The following is an 18890-nucleotide window of genomic DNA, read 5'->3' on the forward strand; positions in this document are numbered from 1 at the left end:
CCTGTTAAAAGGTTGCATTCCATATTTTCCAAGCCTTTTCTGCTTGATATTCTAACATTTTTAGTCCATTGCAAATTTCAGCACCATGTTCCTTGCCTAATTTTAAGAATTTTGTTTCAGTGGGATTGTAGATTAAATCAAATAATAAGTGTTTATTGGTAATCCCTTCATAAGGAATATCTGGACAGTTATCAATTTTAGGATGTGTGCCAATTGGTGTACAGTTTATAACAATAGTATAATCATTTAACATTTCAGAAGTTAGTGTCTCATAAGTAAACATGACCCCTGGTTTTTTTGTTCTAGAGACATAATCAAACGTGATATCTAAACGCTTAAGAGTATAAGCAATAGCTTTTGAAGCACCTCCAGTACCTAATATTAAGGCTTTTTTATGATGTGGTTTTAAGAAGGGTTGTATGGATTTATTAAACCCAAAGCAATCTGTATTATATCCTTTTAATAGTCCCTTTTTATCGACTGTTATGGTATTCACAGCACCTATTTCTTTAGCTTTTTTATTTAAGCTATCTAAATATGGAATAATGTCTTCTTTATAGGGAATAGTAACACTAAATCCTACAATGTTATGTTCTTTAGTAAAGAGTTGTTTAAATTCTGAAACATGATTCAAATCAAAATTCTCATAAGTAAACGGTAGTTTTTGTGCTTCAAACTTTTTGGTGAAGTAGCTTCTAGAGAAAGAATATGAAATGTTTTTACCTATTAAACCTAATCTATTCATATGTTTTTTATTGTGCGTTGACCATAGCGTTCTAAGGCAAGTACAACGATGATACCTAAGATAATATAACCAATAGCAATGTAAGTTTGTGACTCATTTTGAGGTAATAAACGCTCATAATTTAATATGATTTTTTCACCTCTAGAGTCTAAAATAAAGTTACCATTATCCTGAACTTTAAAAATTGTTTTTTTCCAAGGCCAAACAACACCTAATGAACCAACGATAAAACCAATAATTGATGCCGTTGTTATGCTTTTGTAATGTTTTAAAACATAGCTTAATACATGAGAGAACGAAACTAAGCCAACGACAGAACCTAGGGTAAAGATACTAAGCACCTTTAAAAGTCTTAGTCGCACTTCATTTTGTACGAAACTAAAATCTCCAGTAATGAGCTCTGAAAATGTATCGTACAGTGCATTTACAGAATCAACAAGTAGTAAAATATAGTTGCCTAAAAGTATGAGAATAAATGATCCGGAAAAACCAGGAAGTGTCATACCAGAAACACTTATTATTCCGCAGAAAAAAACAAAGAAGAGATTGTCATTTTCTACTGCAGGATTAAGAAAACTTATGGCAATACCTAAGCTAATTCCAATACCTAGAGACATAATACTCTTAAAATTCCAGTCTTTAAAATCTTTATTAATGTAATAGATAGACCCTATAATCATTCCAAAAAATAAACTCCAAACATAAAGCTCGTGGTTTTTAAGAAAATAGTCTAAAACTTTGGAGACGCTAAAGTAACTCACAATCATTCCAAGGAATAATAAACTCAAAAACCTACCATTAATGTATCTGTAAAAACTTTTAAGTCTACCATTTACTAGCAGTTTTAGCGCAGTTTTGTTAACACGTTGAAGCGAATAGATAAACTCTTCATAGAAACCAGCTACAAAGGCAACTACACCTCCAGAAACACCCGGTACTTTATTGGCAGCTCCCATGCTAAGTCCCTTGATGACTAAGAAAATACGGTCTTTAAGGGTTCTTGTGCTTTGCATTACACGGTTTCTTTTTTCTTTCCTAAGCTTTCAAGAATAAGAATTAAAGCAAAACCAACAACGATAAATACAACAGCTAAAAGTATTTGATTATCTCCAACGTAGTGATTAGGGAGAATACTTTCATCTAAAAGGGTAACTTCTAACCCTTCAGAATTTATTCTAGTTTTCGTAATTAATTTCCATGGCCATATTTTGTTTAATGATCCAATCATAAACCCAGTTAGAATAGCTAAAGTTAGGTTTTTATGTTTTTTAAACATCCAGTTTAAAATTTTGGAGAATACTTTGAGACCAATTATAGCACCGAGGCCTAATAAAAAGAACTTCAATAAGGCATCCTTTAATAAATTTAAGTTCATGGAGGTCAGACCTTCAATTAAATTATTTACAGTATTAATTGCGGTTTCGTAAGCGCCAAGAATAAGTAATATAAATGCTCCGGAAACACCTGGTAGAATCATAGCAATAATAGCAATAAAGCCACAAAATAATAAATAAAAAGGACTGTCTGGCGACGCAAAAGGTTCTGCAAGTGTTATAAAATAAGAGACGATAGATGTTAAGATAATAGCTAATATAATTATAGGAGACCACGAGTTAATTTGCTTTCCTATATATAAAATACTGGCTAATACAAGACCAAAAAAGAAGGACCACAATAATATAGGCTCGTTGAGCAACAAATGTTTAATAAGCTTGGCTAAGGATAAGATGCTAATAGCGATACCAGTGAATAGTGCAAGGAGGAAAGAGCCGTTTATAGAATTCCATGCTGCTTTAAATCCGTCACGTTTACATAATTTGAAAACTCCAAAATTAAGGTTATCGATACTGTCAATTAATTCTTCGTAAATACCAGAAATAAAAGCAATCGTACCACCTGAAACTCCTGGTACTACATCTGCAGCACCCATTGCTATTCCTTTAAGAGTGACGAAAAAGTAATCTTTAAATTGTCTTTGCATAATTGAATTAGAATAACAGTAGTAAAGGTATGAGTACTAAATATTTTTTTAAATCAAGAAAAAAACAAACTACTTTTTAGCTTCTAGAATAATTCGTCTGACCGTAGGTTTTTGCATTACTTTTGGGAATAATTCTTCCATGATGTACTCAAATTCGTGATTTAAAAGCACTGCGTTTTTAAGGTGATAATGACCTTTACTATGCTCATGAAGTGTGAAATTTAAACCAGCCAAGCGAAATTCAATTTCTGCTGTTTCCGGATGAAATTCTGCTGCTTGAATTAAATTTAAAATAGCAGCTTCAAATTCACCCAAAGCAATAAGAATATCAGTTCTAGATAACCATGTTTTGAGTTCATAATTGCCTAAATCTAAAGTTTTTTTATAACCGCGTTCTGCTTCTTCAAGAAAGTTAAGACGCCAGTTAATTTGGGCATAAAGTTTCCAATAGACAACATTTTCACTATCAATATTTATTGCTTTATTAATATAAAATAATGCTTTTTGGTAGTTCTTTTGTTTATTGTAGAATTTGGTAATTGCAATCCAACCTTTATCCAATAAAGGGTCTTCATGTACAGTTTTGTAATAGTATTGGACAGCTAAATCATATTTTTCTAATTTGTCGTAACAGTAACCAATTCTAAGCAAGGCAAATGACGTTGGCTCATCTAAAGCCAAGGTGATTTTATAATTTTCTATAGCTTCGAGATATTGTTTTTTCTTTTCTAGAACCTTACCCTTCTCAAGATAAGCACCAACAAAACTATCATCTGAGATAATAGCAAATTCAAAAGCTGCTAGCGCTTTGTCTAATTCTTTTACAGTTACATATTGGCGTCCTAATTGATGCCAAGCGACTTCACAATAGGGGTTTTTATCCAAGTATGCATTTATAAATGTAATAGCATCCTCGTTCTCATCCAAAAAATCGTAACAATAGATAACGTTATATAATGCCGAATAATCTTCTAAGTCTATATCTAAACACTTCTTGAAATATATTTTAGCATTTTCAAATTGATCTAAAAATAAATATTCCATGCCTATTAAAGCGTATAAATCGCCAATACCTTCATCATCATCTGGAGCTAGATCTAAAGCAATCAATAAGGTATTTACCGCTTTTTCGTGCTCATCCTGTTTTGATAGTACATTAGCTTTTTGAATATAAACTTCTTCATTAGTAGGCTCTAAAATATGAAGTGCTTCAAGTGTCTTATTAGCTTCCTCAAATTTGTTTTCTAAGACAAAAATTTCAGTCTGAAATAACTTTAAGTTTATAGATGTGGGATGCTGGTCAAGACCTAATTTAATAGCTTTTTTTGCCAACGCTATTTTTCCTATTTCTAAATAGTGATGAATAATGTTTTCAAATTCATCTGAATCAAAAAACAAAACAGTATTCGTTTTGAGCATCGATTCAAACTTTTTAAGCGATATATTATTGTTGTCTTCTGGTAGACCAAACTCCATAAGCAAGTAGAATTGTTTATTTAATTAAATGTACTGTTATCACCGTTGGGTTTTGTTTTTTTAGTTTAATGTTTTTAACAAAATAGTTAACAGTTGTACTAATTATTAAAGTGTTGATATTTAATATACTGAAAATAATAGTATTAACCTACCTATTTTAAGTGATATTTTAGAGCGAAATACAATCTAAAACACGAGTTATTATCATACATCCTTTGATGATTTCATCATTTGAGATTGTTAAAGGTGGTGATATTCTAATAGCTTTAGGTTCAAAAAGTAACCAAAATAAAATTAAACCTTCATCTTTGCATTTTAAAACGACTTCATTTGTGATGTCTGCAGACTGAGTAATTGCAGCTAACATTAAACCGCGTCCGCGAATTTCTGTAATCAAAGGATGTTTTAAATGTTGACGAATCAAGGCCTCTTTTTCCAAAGTTTGAGACATTAGATTACTCCCGGTAATTTCTTTTAATGTTGCTAAAGCAGCCGCCGCAATAACAGGATGACCACCAAACGTTGTTATGTGACCAAGTTTTGGGTTATCTTGAAGTAAATCCATATATTTTGAAGACGATGTAAATGCTCCAATTGGCATTCCGCCGCCTAGTCCCTTACCAGTAACCAAAATATCTGGAACACAGTTGTAGTGTTCAAAACCAAATAATTTTCCTGTACGTCCAATACCAGGTTGAATCTCATCTAATATTAACAAAGCACCAACAGCATCACATTGTTTTCTCACTTTTTCTAAATAGCCATCTTTGGGTTCTATAAAACCAGCACCACCTTGAATAGTTTCTAAAATAACGGCAGCTGTTTTAGTGGTAATTTGTGATAACTCTTCTTGTGCATTAAACTTTATAAACTTCACATCTGGAATTAATGGTCTAAATACTTGTTTGCGTTCTTCAAATCCCATAACACTCAAAGCTCCCATTGTATTGCCATGGTAAGCGTGATGTGCAGCAATAATTTCACTTCTGCCAGTGACGCGTCTAGCAAGTTTTAATGCGCCATCAATAGCTTCTGTCCCAGAATTCGTTAAATATGTTTTCTCTAATGGCTTAGGGAGATGACTCGCCAATAATTTGGTTAATTCTACTGCAGGTTCTTGGATGTATTCTCCATAAACCATCACATGTAAATACTTGTCCAGTTGATTTTTAATAGCCTCAATAACTTTTGGATGTCTGTGCCCTAAGCTGCACGCAGATACGCCTGCAACAAAATCTAAATACGCTTTTTGATTGGTATCATAAATATAAGAACCTTCTGCATGAGATATCGTCATAGCCAACGGGTGAGGTGTGGTTTGTGCTTGATATTTGAAAAAGTCTGACGTCATTTAATTGTCTTTTTTAATCAAAGGTTTGTTAAATGTTCTATTCACCTTTTGAATGGATTTCGCTTTTGTTTTAGATGTACTGAGCGGTTTTGGGAGTTGTCTAGCAGCCTTATTGACTTCATCTTTATCTTTTTTACCTGCTTCTTCAATACGCTTTAATAGCGCTTCATCAATAAACTTTTCATCTTCAATATAAGGTTCTAGTCCCTTTATTATGGGGAGAATCAGCGGTGGATCATCACTAAATAGGTCTTCAACACTTTTGGGTTGCTCGTCACCTCTCCAATCAAATCCTCTAAATAGTCTGGCATTCTTCGGGAATTGAGATTCTGGATAGATCTTGCCATCTACCTGTTTAATCAGTGTTATTATTTTATATGGTCCATCAAATTGTAGATTGATGCTTCCAGATTTAGATTTATTAATTCCAACTAAGGTGTCGTTGTCATCTCTACTGTAGAATATGATTTCTGCATTTTTGATAATATCAACATTATAGAGTTCATTATTTTCAAATAAACCAATTAAACGCTGACCTTTAATTTGGTTAAAACCATTACCTAAAGAGTCTTTGCTAATTAGAAACGCATTATTGAATACTTTTAAAGAGTCTACTTCTTCTTTTTCTACATTAGAAATTAGGTGTATAGAATCTCCAGACATTTGATTCCCTAAATTCCAAATCAAAGGTTTTCTTTTGATTGAAAAGGCGTCACCAGTATTAAATCGCTTGAGATTAATAAGCTGTGTCAAACCAGATTCATGATTTGCATGAATAGAATCTGCTTTACCACTCATATCACTTTTAAACATCTTCGCATTGTAATAAGCTCTTGTAATCCTATGCTGGGGATCGCCTGTAACCATTAGTTTATCTGCATGAATGTATAAAGAATCGTTTTCTTGAATGGTTATTACTAAAGCTCGTTTTGTTATAAACAAAGAATCTTTATCTCTAAAGACTTCACCATGGTGGCCTTTGATAATGGTTTTATTAACAGTATCAGTAATTGTAATATTATTATCAGCAGAGGCAAAGCTTCGATTTCTATCAAAATATAAACTATCACCTTCTATTTGAAGGTTATCATAGTCAATTTTAGAGTTTTTTATAAAATGCCCAATATCGTTGTTAGTGTCGTAAAATCCACGTTCTGAATAGACTTTACTAGCCTCACCAATAATAGTCGAAGGGCCATACATATAAGCGTGTCCATTTTCAGAATAAAAATCGAGCTGATTTGTTTCTAGAGTGTATTCAGGATTTACCAGCACCACATCTTTAAGAAAACGATATTTACTTTGATTCATATAATATCGACCAATTTGACTCGTAATAGTACCCGATGAATCTCTAACCACTTTCCCCTTACTATTATAAAACGCTTGCTGTGTGAAGCGATTAAAGTATAGTGTATCTGTGGTTAACGTAGATTTTGGTTCCGTTAAGACCACCTTTCCAGCTGCAATTGCCAATTGTGTAATACCACTATATTCTAAATAATCTGAAGTCATATTGATCGTATCACCTTGCTTCATTCTCACATTACTATACGCTTCAATGAAGTCTTCATTTTGATAATACAAGGCTTTGTCACACCACATGTCTATCCCTTCGTGAACGATATGAATTTGACCTTGATTACTACGAACAAAAGTGGTAACGTTTTCTCCTTTTAAAGAGTCTCTAACCGTAAAACCAGAATATTCTATAAAAATTTTCTTTGGTGGCTGCGCATAGGAGAGTGCTGTTGAAAAACAACATATAATGAGTAGTATAAATCTAAGCGTAAGATGCAAGGTCATATAATTTACTCAAAAATAACTATTATCTCTTCGGAAATATCTGAGTTAACAGATTTTTAGTAGATTATTTTGATGTTGGCTGGTTGTCGCGTTTAGAAACACTGAGCTTTCACATAAAGTTATACATGATTTTTAATTAAAGTGTTGTATACAAACTGGTCTACGAACGGGCAGGCATTACAATTGGAAGCTCATAATTTATTTAGAATTCATAAGCGTATAGACCACTACTAATTCGTGAAATCTGTTATAAAAAAAGAGATATTATTTTACTAATATCTCTTACTTATTATATTTAATTTTAAATACTATCGATTAATAGTCTGAGTTCTATCTGGACCTACAGAAACTATGGTAATAGGAATCTCTAATTCTTTTTCTAAAAATGCTATATACGCATTCAATTCCGAAGGAAATTGAGACACCTCACGCATTTTTGTCAAATCTTCTTTCCAGCCTTTAAAATCGGTATAAATAGGAGTGACGTTTTCTTCTTCTATATTGAATGGTAAATGTGTAATGGTCTCCCCTTTGTATTTGTAAGCAGTACACACTTTCAAAGTTTTAAATCCAGAAAGGACATCCCCTTTCATCATACTTAACTGTGTGACGCCATTAATTTGACAAGCATATTTAAGGGCAACTAAATCTAACCAACCGCAACGTCTTGGTCTTCCAGTAACGGCACCAAACTCACGACCAATACGAGCCATTTCTGCACCAACCCCGTCAAATAATTCAGTAGGAAACGGGCCAGAACCAACACGAGTTGTGTATGCTTTAAAGATGCCAAATACTTCACCAATTTTGTTTGGCGCTACACCTAAACCTGTACATGCTCCAGAAGCAGTAGTGTTTGATGATGTAACAAAAGGATATGTTCCAAAGTCAATATCTAATAATGAACCTTGGGCACCTTCTGCTAGTATAGGCTTTCCAGCTTTTAAGGCTTGGTTTAAATACTCTTCGCTATCTATGAATTGTAATTCTTTTAAACGCTCTACAGCCGCAAAGAATTCATCTTCCATTTCTTTTAAATCATATTGAATATCTACATTATAAAATCCAATCATGGCTTCATGCTTATTTGCTAAAGCTCTATATTTTTCTTTCCAATTTGGTAATTCTAGGTCTCCAATTCTAATTCCGTTACGACCAGTTTTATCCATATATGTTGGACCAATACCTTTTAGAGTAGAGCCAATTTTAGCTTTACCTTTAGAGGTTTCTGATGCGGCATCTAATAACCGATGCGTAGGAAGAATTACGTGTGCTTTTCTAGAAATAATTAGATTTGATTTATAGTCTAATTTAAATTGGTCTAATCCGTCTAATTCTTGTACAAACACAACAGGATCGATAACGACACCATTACCAATAACATTCATAGACTCTTTATGAAAAATCCCTGAAGGAATCGTTCTTAATACATGTTTAATTCCGTCAAATTCTAAAGTATGACCTGCATTTGGTCCTCCTTGGAAACGAGCAATAATATTGTATTTTGAGGTGAGTACATCAACAATTTTTCCTTTGCCTTCGTCGCCCCATTGTAATCCTAGTAGTAAATCTACTGCCATTGTGTAATTAGTTTGTTGGTTTGTTTTTTGTTCCGTAGAAATAAAGAGAATGGTTAGAGATAGAAATATCAAAAACTTCCTCTATGGTTTTTTTGATAGATTGAATGCGAGGATCACAAAACTCTATGACTTCTCCAGTATCTGTCATTATAACATGATCGTGTTGTTTGTCAAAATAAGATTTCTCGTAATGCGCTTGGTTTTGGCCAAACTGATGCTTTCTAACCAAAGCACACTCCATTAAAATTTCAATAGTGTTGTATAGAGTAGCCCGACTTACACGATAGTTTTTATTTTTCATTTTGATATATAAAGATTCGATATCAAAGTGTTCTTCACTATCATAAATTTCCTGAAGAATCGCGTAGCGTTCAGGAGTTTTTCTATGGCCTTTATCTTCTAAGAATTTTGTAAAAACGTTTTTTACAATCTCTTGGTTTGTCTGTGCTGTTTTTTCACTCATTTTTAACTCGTGTGGAGTTTTCAATTCATCAAGCCTCAAATTTACACATTTTTACACCAAATAAATTATAAATTTTTGCCAAAAAAAGCACATTGGTTTTTTTGATTTTTAAATTCTACTCACTTTATCAATTCCGTTGATTTTTTTTAAATTATCAATGAGTTTTTTTAGTATAGTAATATTAGGAACAACAACGTTTATCTTTCCTGTGAAAATACCATCATTAGACTCAAAGCTAATACTTTTCATATCGACATGCATATTAGAAGAGATGATTTGTGTTATGTTGTTTACCAATCCTAAATTATCAATTCCCGATAGTTTTATTTGAGTTGCAAACACTTCTTGGGAAGAATCTATCCATTTGGCTATCATGACGCGATATTCATAATTAGATTGCATGCTTAGTGCGTTTGGACAATTTTTTTTATGAACTTTAATGCCGTCGTTAATCGTTAGAAACCCAAATACTGGATCTCCAGGAATAGGATTACAGCAGGTCGATAACTTATAATCTAATTTTTCTTCTTCTTTACCAAAAACCAGCTGGTCATATTTTGATGTAATCTCGTCTTTGTCAAGATCTGGTGCAACAGAAGGTTTACGAATTTTATTCTTAATATAATTCATAAACATATTGCTCTTAGACGACGCGTAGTCTTTTAGCATTGGGTTATCTATAGTGCCAATTCCAACGCGATAAAACAGGTCTAAACTTGTTTTTAATTTAAAATGAGTAACCATTTCATTAACTGATTTCTCATCCAGTGCAATTTTGAGTTGTTTGAGTTTTCGTCTAAGGATTTCTTTGCCTTCTTCTGCAGCGTCTTTTTTATCTGCTTTAAGCGCTGATTTTATCTTACTCAGTGCTCTAGCGGTTGTTGCATAATCCAGCCAGTTCCGGTTTGGTTTTATCGTTTCCGAAGTTAAAATTTCAACTTGATCTCCACTATTGAGTACGTGGCTTAATGGTACGAGTCTGCCATTTACTTTTGCGCCTTTAGTTTTCATACCAACTTGCGTATGCACACTAAATGCAAAATCAAGAGGTGTAGCTCCTTTAGGTAAAGATTTTATATCTCCTTTGGGTGAGAATACAAATATTTCTTTTGAATAGAGATTAAGCTTAAACTGCTCCACAAAATCGACAGCATTCGTTTCGTTGCTTTCTAAGGCTTCTTGTAATTTATTAATCCAGGTGTCCAGAGCATCTTCTGTATTTCCTTCTTTATATTTATAATGTGCAGCGTAGCCTTTCTCTGCAATCTCATTCATTCGTTCACTTCTAACTTGTACTTCTACCCATCTGTTTTTTGGACCCATTACCGTAATATGAAGTGCCTCATAACCGGTTGATTTAGGTGATGAAATCCAATCGCGAAGACGAGTTGGGTTAGGTGTAAAATGATCTGTTACAATAGAATAAATTTTCCAAGCAAGGAACTTTTCGTTTTTAATATCTGATTTATAAATAATTCTAACCGCAAACTTATCGTAGACCTCATCAAAATCTACACCCTGTTTTACAATTTTTTTTCTAATAGAATAAATAGATTTTGGTCGGCCTTTAATGTCATAGCTTAAACCTTCTTTATCCAGAGAATCTACAATAACTTTAGAAAAGACTTTGATATATTCATCTTGTTCCTTTTTACTTTCCTGCATCTTTTCTAAAATGTCATCATAGACGTCAGGCTCAGTGTATTTCATACCGAGATCTTCAAGTTCGGTTTTGATATTATACAACCCTATTCTGTGGGCTAAAGGTGCGTAAATGTATAAGGTTTCTGAAGCAATTTTCTCTTGCTTATCAGGTCGCATCGAGTCCATAGTTTGCATATTATGGAGACGGTCTGCGATTTTAATAATGATGACACGTACATCATCATTAAGGGTCAATAACATTTTACGAAAATTCTCTGCTTGGGTAGACACATCTGTCTCTTTACTCAATGATGAAATCTTTGTTAAGCCATCAACAATGCGAGCAACAGTTTCTCCAAAGAGACGTGCAATATCATTTTTTGTATAATCTGGACTGTCCTCAACAACGTCGTGGAGTAGGGCAGCAGCAATACTTGTGGCGTCCAATCCAATCTCACTAGCCACAATTCTCGCCACAGCAATAGGATGAAAAATATAAGCTTCTCCAGATTTACGTCGCTGGTCTTTATGCGCATCTAAAGCCACTTCAAACGCTTGGCGAATGAGTTTTTTATCCTCTTTTGTAAGTGTTTGATAACTTACTTTAAGGAGATTTTTGTAGGCTTTTGCAATCTCTGCATTTTCTTTTTCTATAGCTTCCTCTGTCATAGAACTAAAGTAAGAATAAGATATGTAATGTGCAATGAGTTTTTAGGGTTTTGTTTAAACTAAAAAGCAAATTTATTTTTAGTTTTTCTGAAATATAAATATTTGGGGTTTTTAGGAAGTAGATTTTGAGTTTTCGCTAATTTAAATAATATGAGTCCGTTTCTATGATTTGTATGAGTCGTTAGCGAAGTTGGAGGTTTTTTTTAAGTCAATACGTAGTTCTACGTGTATTTTTAAAAATGTTTGGAAGACAATAATGTTACTTATGGCTTCTCTTTTTTGAACTTTGAACTTCTAAAAGTTTTGAGCATTTCATTTTTATTTCCTTAAATTCTTAACCCGCTCCAACAACGTAGGATGAGAATAATGCATGAACACATAAGCGGAGTGAGGTGTCAAATTACTCAAACTATTTTTGGATAATTTTTTAAGAGAAGAGACTAAAGGTTCTGCACTGTATGTGTTTTTTGCATAATCATCTGCTTGGAATTCAAATTTACGTGAGAGTTGATTCATTACTAAACTTGTGAGTTCAGAAATAGGCGAGTAGAGCAACCCAAAAGCAATTAATCCTACATGAAAACTTGGGATCTCAACACCAAGAGCGTTTGATAATAACGGATTAGAAATAAACACAGACAATACATAAAGTGTTACCCCTGTCAAAGCTATAGATGCCAATAAATTAAAAACAATATGCTTTTTTTTATAATGTCCAACCTCATGGGCTAAAACAGCCACAATCTCTTCTTCGTCTAAATCTTTAACTAAGGTATCATAAAGTGTCACTCTTTTTTCACTTCCAAAACCAGAAAAGTAAGCATTGGCTTTTGTACTGCGTTTAGAACCATCAATGATAAATATCTTATCGAGATTAAAACCAACCGATGTTGCATAAGCTGAAATTTTGTCACGCAAAGTGCCGTTCTCTAAAGGTGTTTGTTTATTAAAAAGCGGTACAATCAATTTAGAATAAAACAGATTCATGAGTACTGTGCAAAGTGTCACAATTCCCCAAGTATAAAGCCAAAACAACTCCTGTGTTTGCTGGTAAAACCAAATGATGAGTGCTAGAATCAGCCCACCTAAAATAGCCATCATAATCAAGCCTTTAATCTTATCAAGGACAAATGTTTTTTTAGTGGTTTTATTAAATCCGAAGCGTTCCTCAATAACGAAGGTTTTATAATAACTAAAGGGTGTAGACATCAAATCACTGGCAAGCATAATTATTCCGAAGAAAATTAAAGCAACGCTAACTGGGTTTTCGCTATAACTTCTAACGATGTTATCTACGTATTCAAATCCGTCTAAAAAGAGAAACCCTAACGTGAGCACTAAAGAAAATAAAGAACTCCAAAGACCAAATTTATAATTGGTCTTTTTATAGGCTTGTGATTTTTTATATTCGGTATCGTCATAGACATCTTCTAATTCACTAGGCACTGGATTATCGTAATTTTTTGCATTGAGGTAATCCAAAACCTTGTCAATAACGAAATTGATACTAATTATAAAAATGATGATGTAGAAAAGAGTGATGTAAGTCATGTTGATGTTTTACGATTGTAAATATAATAGCTATTTATCTTACTGCTCATTACTAAAATGAGAATATAGTTTCATTGAAAGTACCTAGTGAAATTAACTTCTGAAAATGGTAATATTAATAAACGAATTTTCAAATAATCAATAGGGAAGACTACTCGAAACCACGTTGCCTTTTAACTTCAAAAATCAAAATCCCTGCTGCCACAGAAACATTCATGCTATCAATCTCACCTTGCATTGGAATTTTTATGTTTTGAGTAGAAGCTTTTCGCCATGGGTCACTTAAGCCATCGGCTTCTGTGCCGACCACAATTGCAGTAGATTGTGTGTAATCTTGCTCATGATAATTAACAGCGTCTTGTAAAATGGCACTATAAATAGAAATCTTATGGTCTTTTAAAAATTCAATAATCTCACTCGTCTCACCAACTGCTATTTGATTCGTAAACACGCAACCTACGCTAGATCTTATAATATTTGGGTTGTACAAATCACCTTTTGGGTTAGCAATTATCACAGCATCTACATGAGCAGCATCTGCAGTGCGAAGAATGGCTCCAATATTCCCAGGTTTCTCCGGAGCTTCGGCAACGAGTATTAAGGGGTTTGTCTTCGGAAATTTTAAATCTTGTAGTTTATGCTGTTTCATTTCAGCAATAGCTATAATGCCTTCTGTAGAACTTCGATAAGCCAATTTTTCAAACACGTCTCTAGAGATTTGGATGCGTTCAATTTCAGAAGAAATTAAAGAATTTAAATCCTCATTAGAAACCAAATCTGGATAAAATAATATAGTCTTAATCGTATAATTAGCCTTTGTGGCTAGTATTAATTCGCGCCGACCTTCAATAATAAATAGACCTGTTTTTTTACGCTCACGAGATTTTTCTTTTAAAACATGAATTTGTTTTACTAGTAGGTTTTGTGTGCTCGTGATTTCTTTATACTGCATTATGTTATAATTCAAAATGTTTTGAAGAGAACAAATTTACATTTTATCAAACATATACTACGTTAATCTATAAATAGAATTACTGTGTATTAATCAAAGGGTAGGAAAATCAAGAATAAAGCTGTTATAATAATATACAAATTTTTATCAATCGTTTTAGATTTGTAATTTGTAACGACCAATCAAACACATGTTTATGAAATCAAAATTACATCTTCTGCTATTTGCCCTTATTATTTCTTTTTTTACTAATGCTCAAGAACTCGTCATGCAAAATGGGGCTTGGACAGAATGTGATTTTGTACTAACCGATTCTGGAGGCTCTAATGCTAATTACGATAGTAATGAAAATCTCACATTGACTTTATGTCCGTCAAATGATAACGAATTAGTGTCTATTGAATTTTTAGAATTTTCAACGCAGTTTAACACAGATTTTCTAAGTATTTACGATGGTGATACCATAAATAGTCTGTTAATTGGTTCGTATTCTGGAGTAGATAGTCCAGGGTTTGTAACAGCAGAAAATTCTTCTGGCTGTTTAACTATTACATTCATTAGTAATGCTGTTGGTACAACGACAGGTTGGACTGCTGAAGTTCTTTGTACTGCTCAAGAGTTTGTAATCAATCAACCTACAGACTATATGGTTTGTGATAATGATTTAGATGGGTTTTATGAGTTTGATTTAACAGTAAAAGATCAAGAAATTTTATCTGGTTTAAGTCCTAGTAATTTTCAAGTAACGTATTATGAGACACAGCAGAATGCAGATTCTATGGTGAATCCCTTGAGTAGCCCTTATACAAATATTACAAACCCTCAAACCATCTATGTGACGGTTATTAACAATACTACAGGTAATATAGAGCAAGTCTCTTTTAATCTTATAATTGACGTATCACCATTACCTAACTTATTAGATGTTTATGAAATTTGTGATGGATCATCAATTATAGTTGATTCTGGGTTAAATGATCCAAGCTACTTTTACAATTGGTATTATGATGGATTTATTCTTCCAGACGAAACAGGACCTTCATTGCAAGTATCCCAAACAGGTTTTTATACATTCTCAGTATTTACAGAATCAAATTGTTCTTTTTTTACAGATTTTGAGGTTATTATAAGTGATTTTAGTGGTATTACATCTCCAACACCTTTAGTTGTTTGTGATGACGATGATGACGGTTTTGCAGCTTTTAATTTAGAAGACAAAGTAGCAGAAATCACTAATGGAGTTGATAACGCAACACTTCTAGTTACATTTTATGAAACAGAAAGCGAGGCTGTCAATAATGTTAATCCATTAGTTTCTCCATATAATAATATTACACAATCAAATCAAGTCTTGCACGTTAGAGTGTCTCCTTTATTTGGAGATTGTTTTACAGTAGTTCTACTTGAGTTGATTGTAGATGTCAATTGTATTTCTGCGACATCAGTAACTACAAGTATTTGTGGAGATAATCCTAATGTTCCAATTGATATTGATTTGACAATCAATGAAAGTGATATGGTTAATGATCAAAATACTACAGATTTTAGCTTTGAATATTATCTATCACAAGCAGATGCAGACGCTCAAAATAATCCATTAACAAATCCAGAAGCTTATACAGTAAGTGGAAATTCATCTACGATTTTTGTAATAATTATAGAGAATTCTTCTGGAAATCATGTGATTGTGAACATATTTGTGAACTTTAATGTGACTCCGGAAATAATTTTTGAAGAATTCTATGCCATTTGTTCTGGACAAGAAGTAGTGTTGACACCTTTTGTAAATGGAACATCTGGAGGAAACCTAACCTATGTATGGAGTAATGGTCAAACTGATCCTGAAATTGTGGTTTTTGAAGTTGGAACTTATTCGGTTACCGTGACAGATACCATGACCGGTTGTTCAAATTTTGCAGAAGTATTTGTTGAAGAAGGAGAATCACCGGTAACTACTCAACCAGACAATATCAATTCATGTGAAGCAAATGGTGTTTTTGATTTAACATCTGTCTATCCTCAATTATTAAATGGAGAAGATTCAACCAATTTTAATTTTAGTTTTCATTTAACAACTAATGATGCTTTTAATCAAACTAATGCTATTGATATACCAGAACAGTATACATCATCGTCAAGTCCTGAAATGATTTTTGTTGTTGTGCAAAATATTAGCAATTCATGTTTCTCAATAGAGATTTTTAATATCATATCAGAAAATTGCCCAATAGATATTATTTGTGGTGATGATGCAGTAAATAACACGTACTGTTACGAACTTAACTCTGCAGACGAATACACGTATACAAGTACAGATGGTTCTCCTGTGCAAGTGGTTTTTAATTCTGGTCAAGTAGAAACAGATTGGGATGAACTCACAGTTTTAGATTCTGACGGAACATTATTATACTCTGGTTACGGAAACGATGGAGACCTTGCTGGATTAACTTTTATGTCTACAGGAGACACACTTACAATTTATGTTGATTCTGATGACGTTTTCGCCTGTGCAGATCAAAACTATATACCTATTAATTATGATGTCAATTGTGTTGACTTTAGTGCAGTGCCAAACTGTGTATCAGTTTTAACAACACCAATTAATGGTGCAATTGATGTGAATGAAAACGACAATCTAAGTTGGACAGCAGCTTCAGGGCTGTTGGTAGGTTATAAATTATCTCTTGGTATTACCTCTGAAGGAACAGAAATTTTGGATAACCAAGACGTAGGTAATGTTTTAACCTATGATGTTGGAACGTTAGCTTATGAAACAACATATTACGTAACTATTATAGCATACAATGGTAATGGTGACGCTTTAGATTGTAACGAAGAAAGTTTCACAACAAGAGCTAATCCAAATCAAACTGTGGTTTGTGATGATGGAGCTGTAAATACAGTGTATTGCTACGATAATAGTGATACAACAGAGTTTAGCTTTCAAAGCGATAGTGAAGAACCATTAACTATTTTCTTTAATGCAGGAACTACCGAAGTCAATTTTGATGAAATCACCATATTAGATTCAGATGGTTCTGTAATGAATCCTGCGTTACCTTATGGAAATGATGGAGATTTTTCAGGTTTGACTTATACATCTTCTGGAGGTACTATTATAGTAGCTTTTGATTCAGATAATACGGTGAGTTGTGCAGGCGGAAATGATTGTTGTACAGTTCAGTTTGATTTTGATGTGTATTGCTCAACTTCTTTAGGAATAATTGAAGTAAACGCGTTCGCAGATGCTAACGGAAATAACGTTTTTGACACATCAGAGCCAAGTTTCTATAACGGTTATTTTACTTATGAAAAGAATAACGACGGAACTATTAATATCGTAAATTCTTCAACTGGCTCATTTCAAATATTGAGTACTAGTGAAACAGATCTTTATAATGTTACATTTAATTTATATGAAGAGTCTTTACCGTGTTATGATATTACTACTAGTACATTTGATAATGTTAGTGTCGCTAATGGCACTTCTGAAGTTATAGATTTTGCAGTTGTAGAGGAACAAAGCTGTGAAGACTTAGCGGTTTACATTATTAACTATGGAGTACCACCAAGACCAGGATTTAATCATATTAATTACTTATTACTTGAAAATTTAGGCCTTACAACAATAGTTTCTGGTAGTGTAGAATTTACTGCAGATCCGCAACTTATTTATAATGGAGTAACATTTGTTAATCCTAACTATGTTATTAACACTACAGTAACAGGTTTTATAGTAGATTTTGTAAATCTTCAACCTGGAGAGGTAGAGTTTTTACAGATTTCATTTACGTGCCCTGCAGAAATAGAATTAGGTGAAATCGTAACTAATACTGCAAACTATGTTACAGATACTAATGATTTAGTCGCTAGTAATAACTATTCTACATTATCTGAAGTTGTTGTCGGGTCTTGGGATCCTAACGATAAAAGAGAATCTCACGGCCCTCGAGTTAATTATGACGACTTCGCAGCATCAGATCAGTGGTTGTATTATACCATTCGTTTTCAAAATTTAGGAACATTTCCAGCAACATTCATTAGAATTGATGATGCTTTAGATAGTCAATTAGATGAGTCTACATTCCAGATGTTGAGGTCTAGTCATGATTATGTCGTCACAAGAACAGACACTGATTTAGAGTGGTTCTTTGAAGATATCAATTTACCAGCAGAGCAAGATGATGTAGAAGGGAGTCAAGGGTTTGTATATTTTAGAATTAAGCCAAATCCAGGATATGGTATTGGAGATATCATCCCAAATACGGCATCAATTTTCTTTGACTTTAACGCACCAGTGATCACTAATAGATTTGATACAGAGTTTGTTGAAGACGCACTATCTGTAGAGGATTCAAACTTCATAGCGTTTGATATGTTCCCAAATCCCTCAAAAGACAGCGTAACGATTAGATTGAATGCTAATAATTTCGGAAATGTAACTATTAACATCATTGACCTCCAAGGAAAGCTCATCTTAGAAGAGCAAATTTCCGAAGGAAATAACCTTGTATTGGATATTGCAGATTTACAAAGCGGCCTTTATTTCGTGAAGTTAAATGCAAATAATAAAAGCCGAGTTAAAAAACTGATTATAGAGTAGTTGAATTTAATTGCTTATAAAAAGCCTCAGAAAATTTTCTGAGGCTTTTTGTAAGCAATTCTTAGTAAC

12 protein-coding genes are annotated in these 18890 nt (G+C 33.2%); 1 reads left to right on the forward strand and 11 read right to left on the reverse strand.

The genetic code is table 11. The annotated features are described in order from the left end of the window. Window positions 1-4: 4 nt before the first annotated feature. The 11 genes from ACJAZK_RS04110 to ACJAZK_RS04160 all read right to left on the reverse strand — a co-directional run bounded on the left by ACJAZK_RS04110 (window position 5) and on the right by ACJAZK_RS04160 (window position 14218). The gene (locus ACJAZK_RS04110; protein ID WP_415222745.1) at window positions 5-745 is read right to left on the reverse strand and encodes a shikimate dehydrogenase family protein; all 741 of its coding nucleotides are present in this window, start codon (window positions 743-745) and stop codon (window positions 5-7) included. Further along, the gene (locus tag ACJAZK_RS04115; protein ID WP_415222746.1) at window positions 742-1758 is read right to left on the reverse strand and encodes a DUF368 domain-containing protein; all 1017 of its coding nucleotides are present in this window, start codon (window positions 1756-1758) and stop codon (window positions 742-744) included. Before ACJAZK_RS04115 ends, ACJAZK_RS04110 begins: the two co-directional genes overlap by 4 nt. Continuing rightward, window positions 1758-2726: a DUF368 domain-containing protein gene (locus tag ACJAZK_RS04120; protein WP_415222747.1), complete on the reverse strand. Its 969-nt coding sequence runs from the start codon at window positions 2724-2726 to the stop codon at window positions 1758-1760. The genes ACJAZK_RS04115 and ACJAZK_RS04120 overlap by 1 nt, the downstream gene beginning before the upstream one ends. Window positions 2727-2795: 69 nt before the next feature. Continuing rightward, complete coding sequence (locus tag ACJAZK_RS04125) at window positions 2796-4202, reverse strand: tetratricopeptide repeat protein (protein ID WP_415222748.1); 1407 nt, start codon at window positions 4200-4202, stop codon at window positions 2796-2798. Between the two features lie 169 nt (window positions 4203-4371). After that, window positions 4372-5553, reverse strand: coding sequence for an aspartate aminotransferase family protein (locus ACJAZK_RS04130; RefSeq protein ID WP_415222749.1), 1182 nt, complete (start codon window positions 5551-5553; stop codon window positions 4372-4374). Further along, window positions 5554-7359 carry an OstA-like protein gene (locus ACJAZK_RS04135; RefSeq protein ID WP_415222750.1) on the reverse strand — a complete coding sequence of 602 codons (1806 nt, stop codon included), beginning with the start codon at window positions 7357-7359 and terminating at the stop codon, window positions 5554-5556. It abuts the gene before it with no gap. A gap of 308 nt (window positions 7360-7667) precedes the next feature. After that, window positions 7668-8939, reverse strand: a complete 1272-nt coding sequence (locus tag ACJAZK_RS04140) for an adenylosuccinate synthase (protein ID WP_415222751.1) — start codon at window positions 8937-8939, stop codon at window positions 7668-7670. Between the two features lie 7 nt (window positions 8940-8946). Next, on the reverse strand, window positions 8947-9402 hold the full coding sequence (locus tag ACJAZK_RS04145; RefSeq protein ID WP_028872227.1) for a Fur family transcriptional regulator: 456 nt from the start codon (window positions 9400-9402) through the stop codon (window positions 8947-8949). Between the two features lie 108 nt (window positions 9403-9510). Further along, window positions 9511-11715, reverse strand: a complete 2205-nt coding sequence (locus ACJAZK_RS04150) for a RelA/SpoT family protein (protein WP_415222752.1) — start codon at window positions 11713-11715, stop codon at window positions 9511-9513. 318 nt (window positions 11716-12033) lie between these two features. Further along, window positions 12034-13266, reverse strand: coding sequence for a M48 family metallopeptidase (locus tag ACJAZK_RS04155; protein ID WP_415222753.1), 1233 nt, complete (start codon window positions 13264-13266; stop codon window positions 12034-12036). 151 nt (window positions 13267-13417) lie between these two features. Next, window positions 13418-14218 carry a TrmH family RNA methyltransferase gene (locus ACJAZK_RS04160; protein ID WP_415222805.1) on the reverse strand — a complete coding sequence of 267 codons (801 nt, stop codon included), beginning with the start codon at window positions 14216-14218 and terminating at the stop codon, window positions 13418-13420. 196 nt (window positions 14219-14414) lie between these two features. On the opposite strand from ACJAZK_RS04160, the gene ACJAZK_RS04165 reads away from it, so the two are divergent. Then, window positions 14415-18821 carry a T9SS type A sorting domain-containing protein gene (locus tag ACJAZK_RS04165; RefSeq protein ID WP_415222754.1) on the forward strand — a complete coding sequence of 1469 codons (4407 nt, stop codon included), beginning with the start codon at window positions 14415-14417 and terminating at the stop codon, window positions 18819-18821. The last annotated feature ends 69 nt before the right edge of the window (window positions 18822-18890 follow it).

Source organism: Psychroserpens sp. (genome assembly GCF_047633235.1).
Classification (GTDB): Bacteria; Bacteroidota; Bacteroidia; order Flavobacteriales; family Flavobacteriaceae; genus Psychroserpens.

Bases quoted from the DNA above. Each gene is read 5' to 3' on its own strand.
- ACJAZK_RS04135 (WP_415222750.1), bottom strand. From the start codon at position 7,359: ATGACCTTGCATCTTACGCTTAGATTTATACTACTCATTATATGTTGT.
- ACJAZK_RS04110 (WP_415222745.1), bottom strand. From the start codon at position 745: ATGAATAGATTAGGTTTAATAGGTAAAAACATTTCATATTCTTTCTCT.
- ACJAZK_RS04145 (WP_028872227.1), bottom strand. From the start codon at position 9,402: ATGAGTGAAAAAACAGCACAGACAAACCAAGAGATTGTAAAAAACGTT.
- ACJAZK_RS04125 (WP_415222748.1), bottom strand. From the start codon at position 4,202: ATGGAGTTTGGTCTACCAGAAGACAACAATAATATATCGCTTAAAAAG.
- ACJAZK_RS04160 (WP_415222805.1), bottom strand. From the start codon at position 14,218: ATGCAGTATAAAGAAATCACGAGCACACAAAACCTACTAGTAAAACAA.
- ACJAZK_RS04115 (WP_415222746.1), bottom strand. From the start codon at position 1,758: ATGCAAAGCACAAGAACCCTTAAAGACCGTATTTTCTTAGTCATCAAG.
- ACJAZK_RS04130 (WP_415222749.1), bottom strand. From the start codon at position 5,553: ATGACGTCAGACTTTTTCAAATATCAAGCACAAACCACACCTCACCCG.
- ACJAZK_RS04140 (WP_415222751.1), bottom strand. From the start codon at position 8,939: ATGGCAGTAGATTTACTACTAGGATTACAATGGGGCGACGAAGGCAAA.
- ACJAZK_RS04150 (WP_415222752.1), bottom strand. From the start codon at position 11,715: ATGACAGAGGAAGCTATAGAAAAAGAAAATGCAGAGATTGCAAAAGCC.
- ACJAZK_RS04155 (WP_415222753.1), bottom strand. From the start codon at position 13,266: ATGACTTACATCACTCTTTTCTACATCATCATTTTTATAATTAGTATC.
- ACJAZK_RS04165 (WP_415222754.1), top strand. From the start codon at position 14,415: ATGAAATCAAAATTACATCTTCTGCTATTTGCCCTTATTATTTCTTTT.
- ACJAZK_RS04120 (WP_415222747.1), bottom strand. From the start codon at position 2,726: ATGCAAAGACAATTTAAAGATTACTTTTTCGTCACTCTTAAAGGAATA.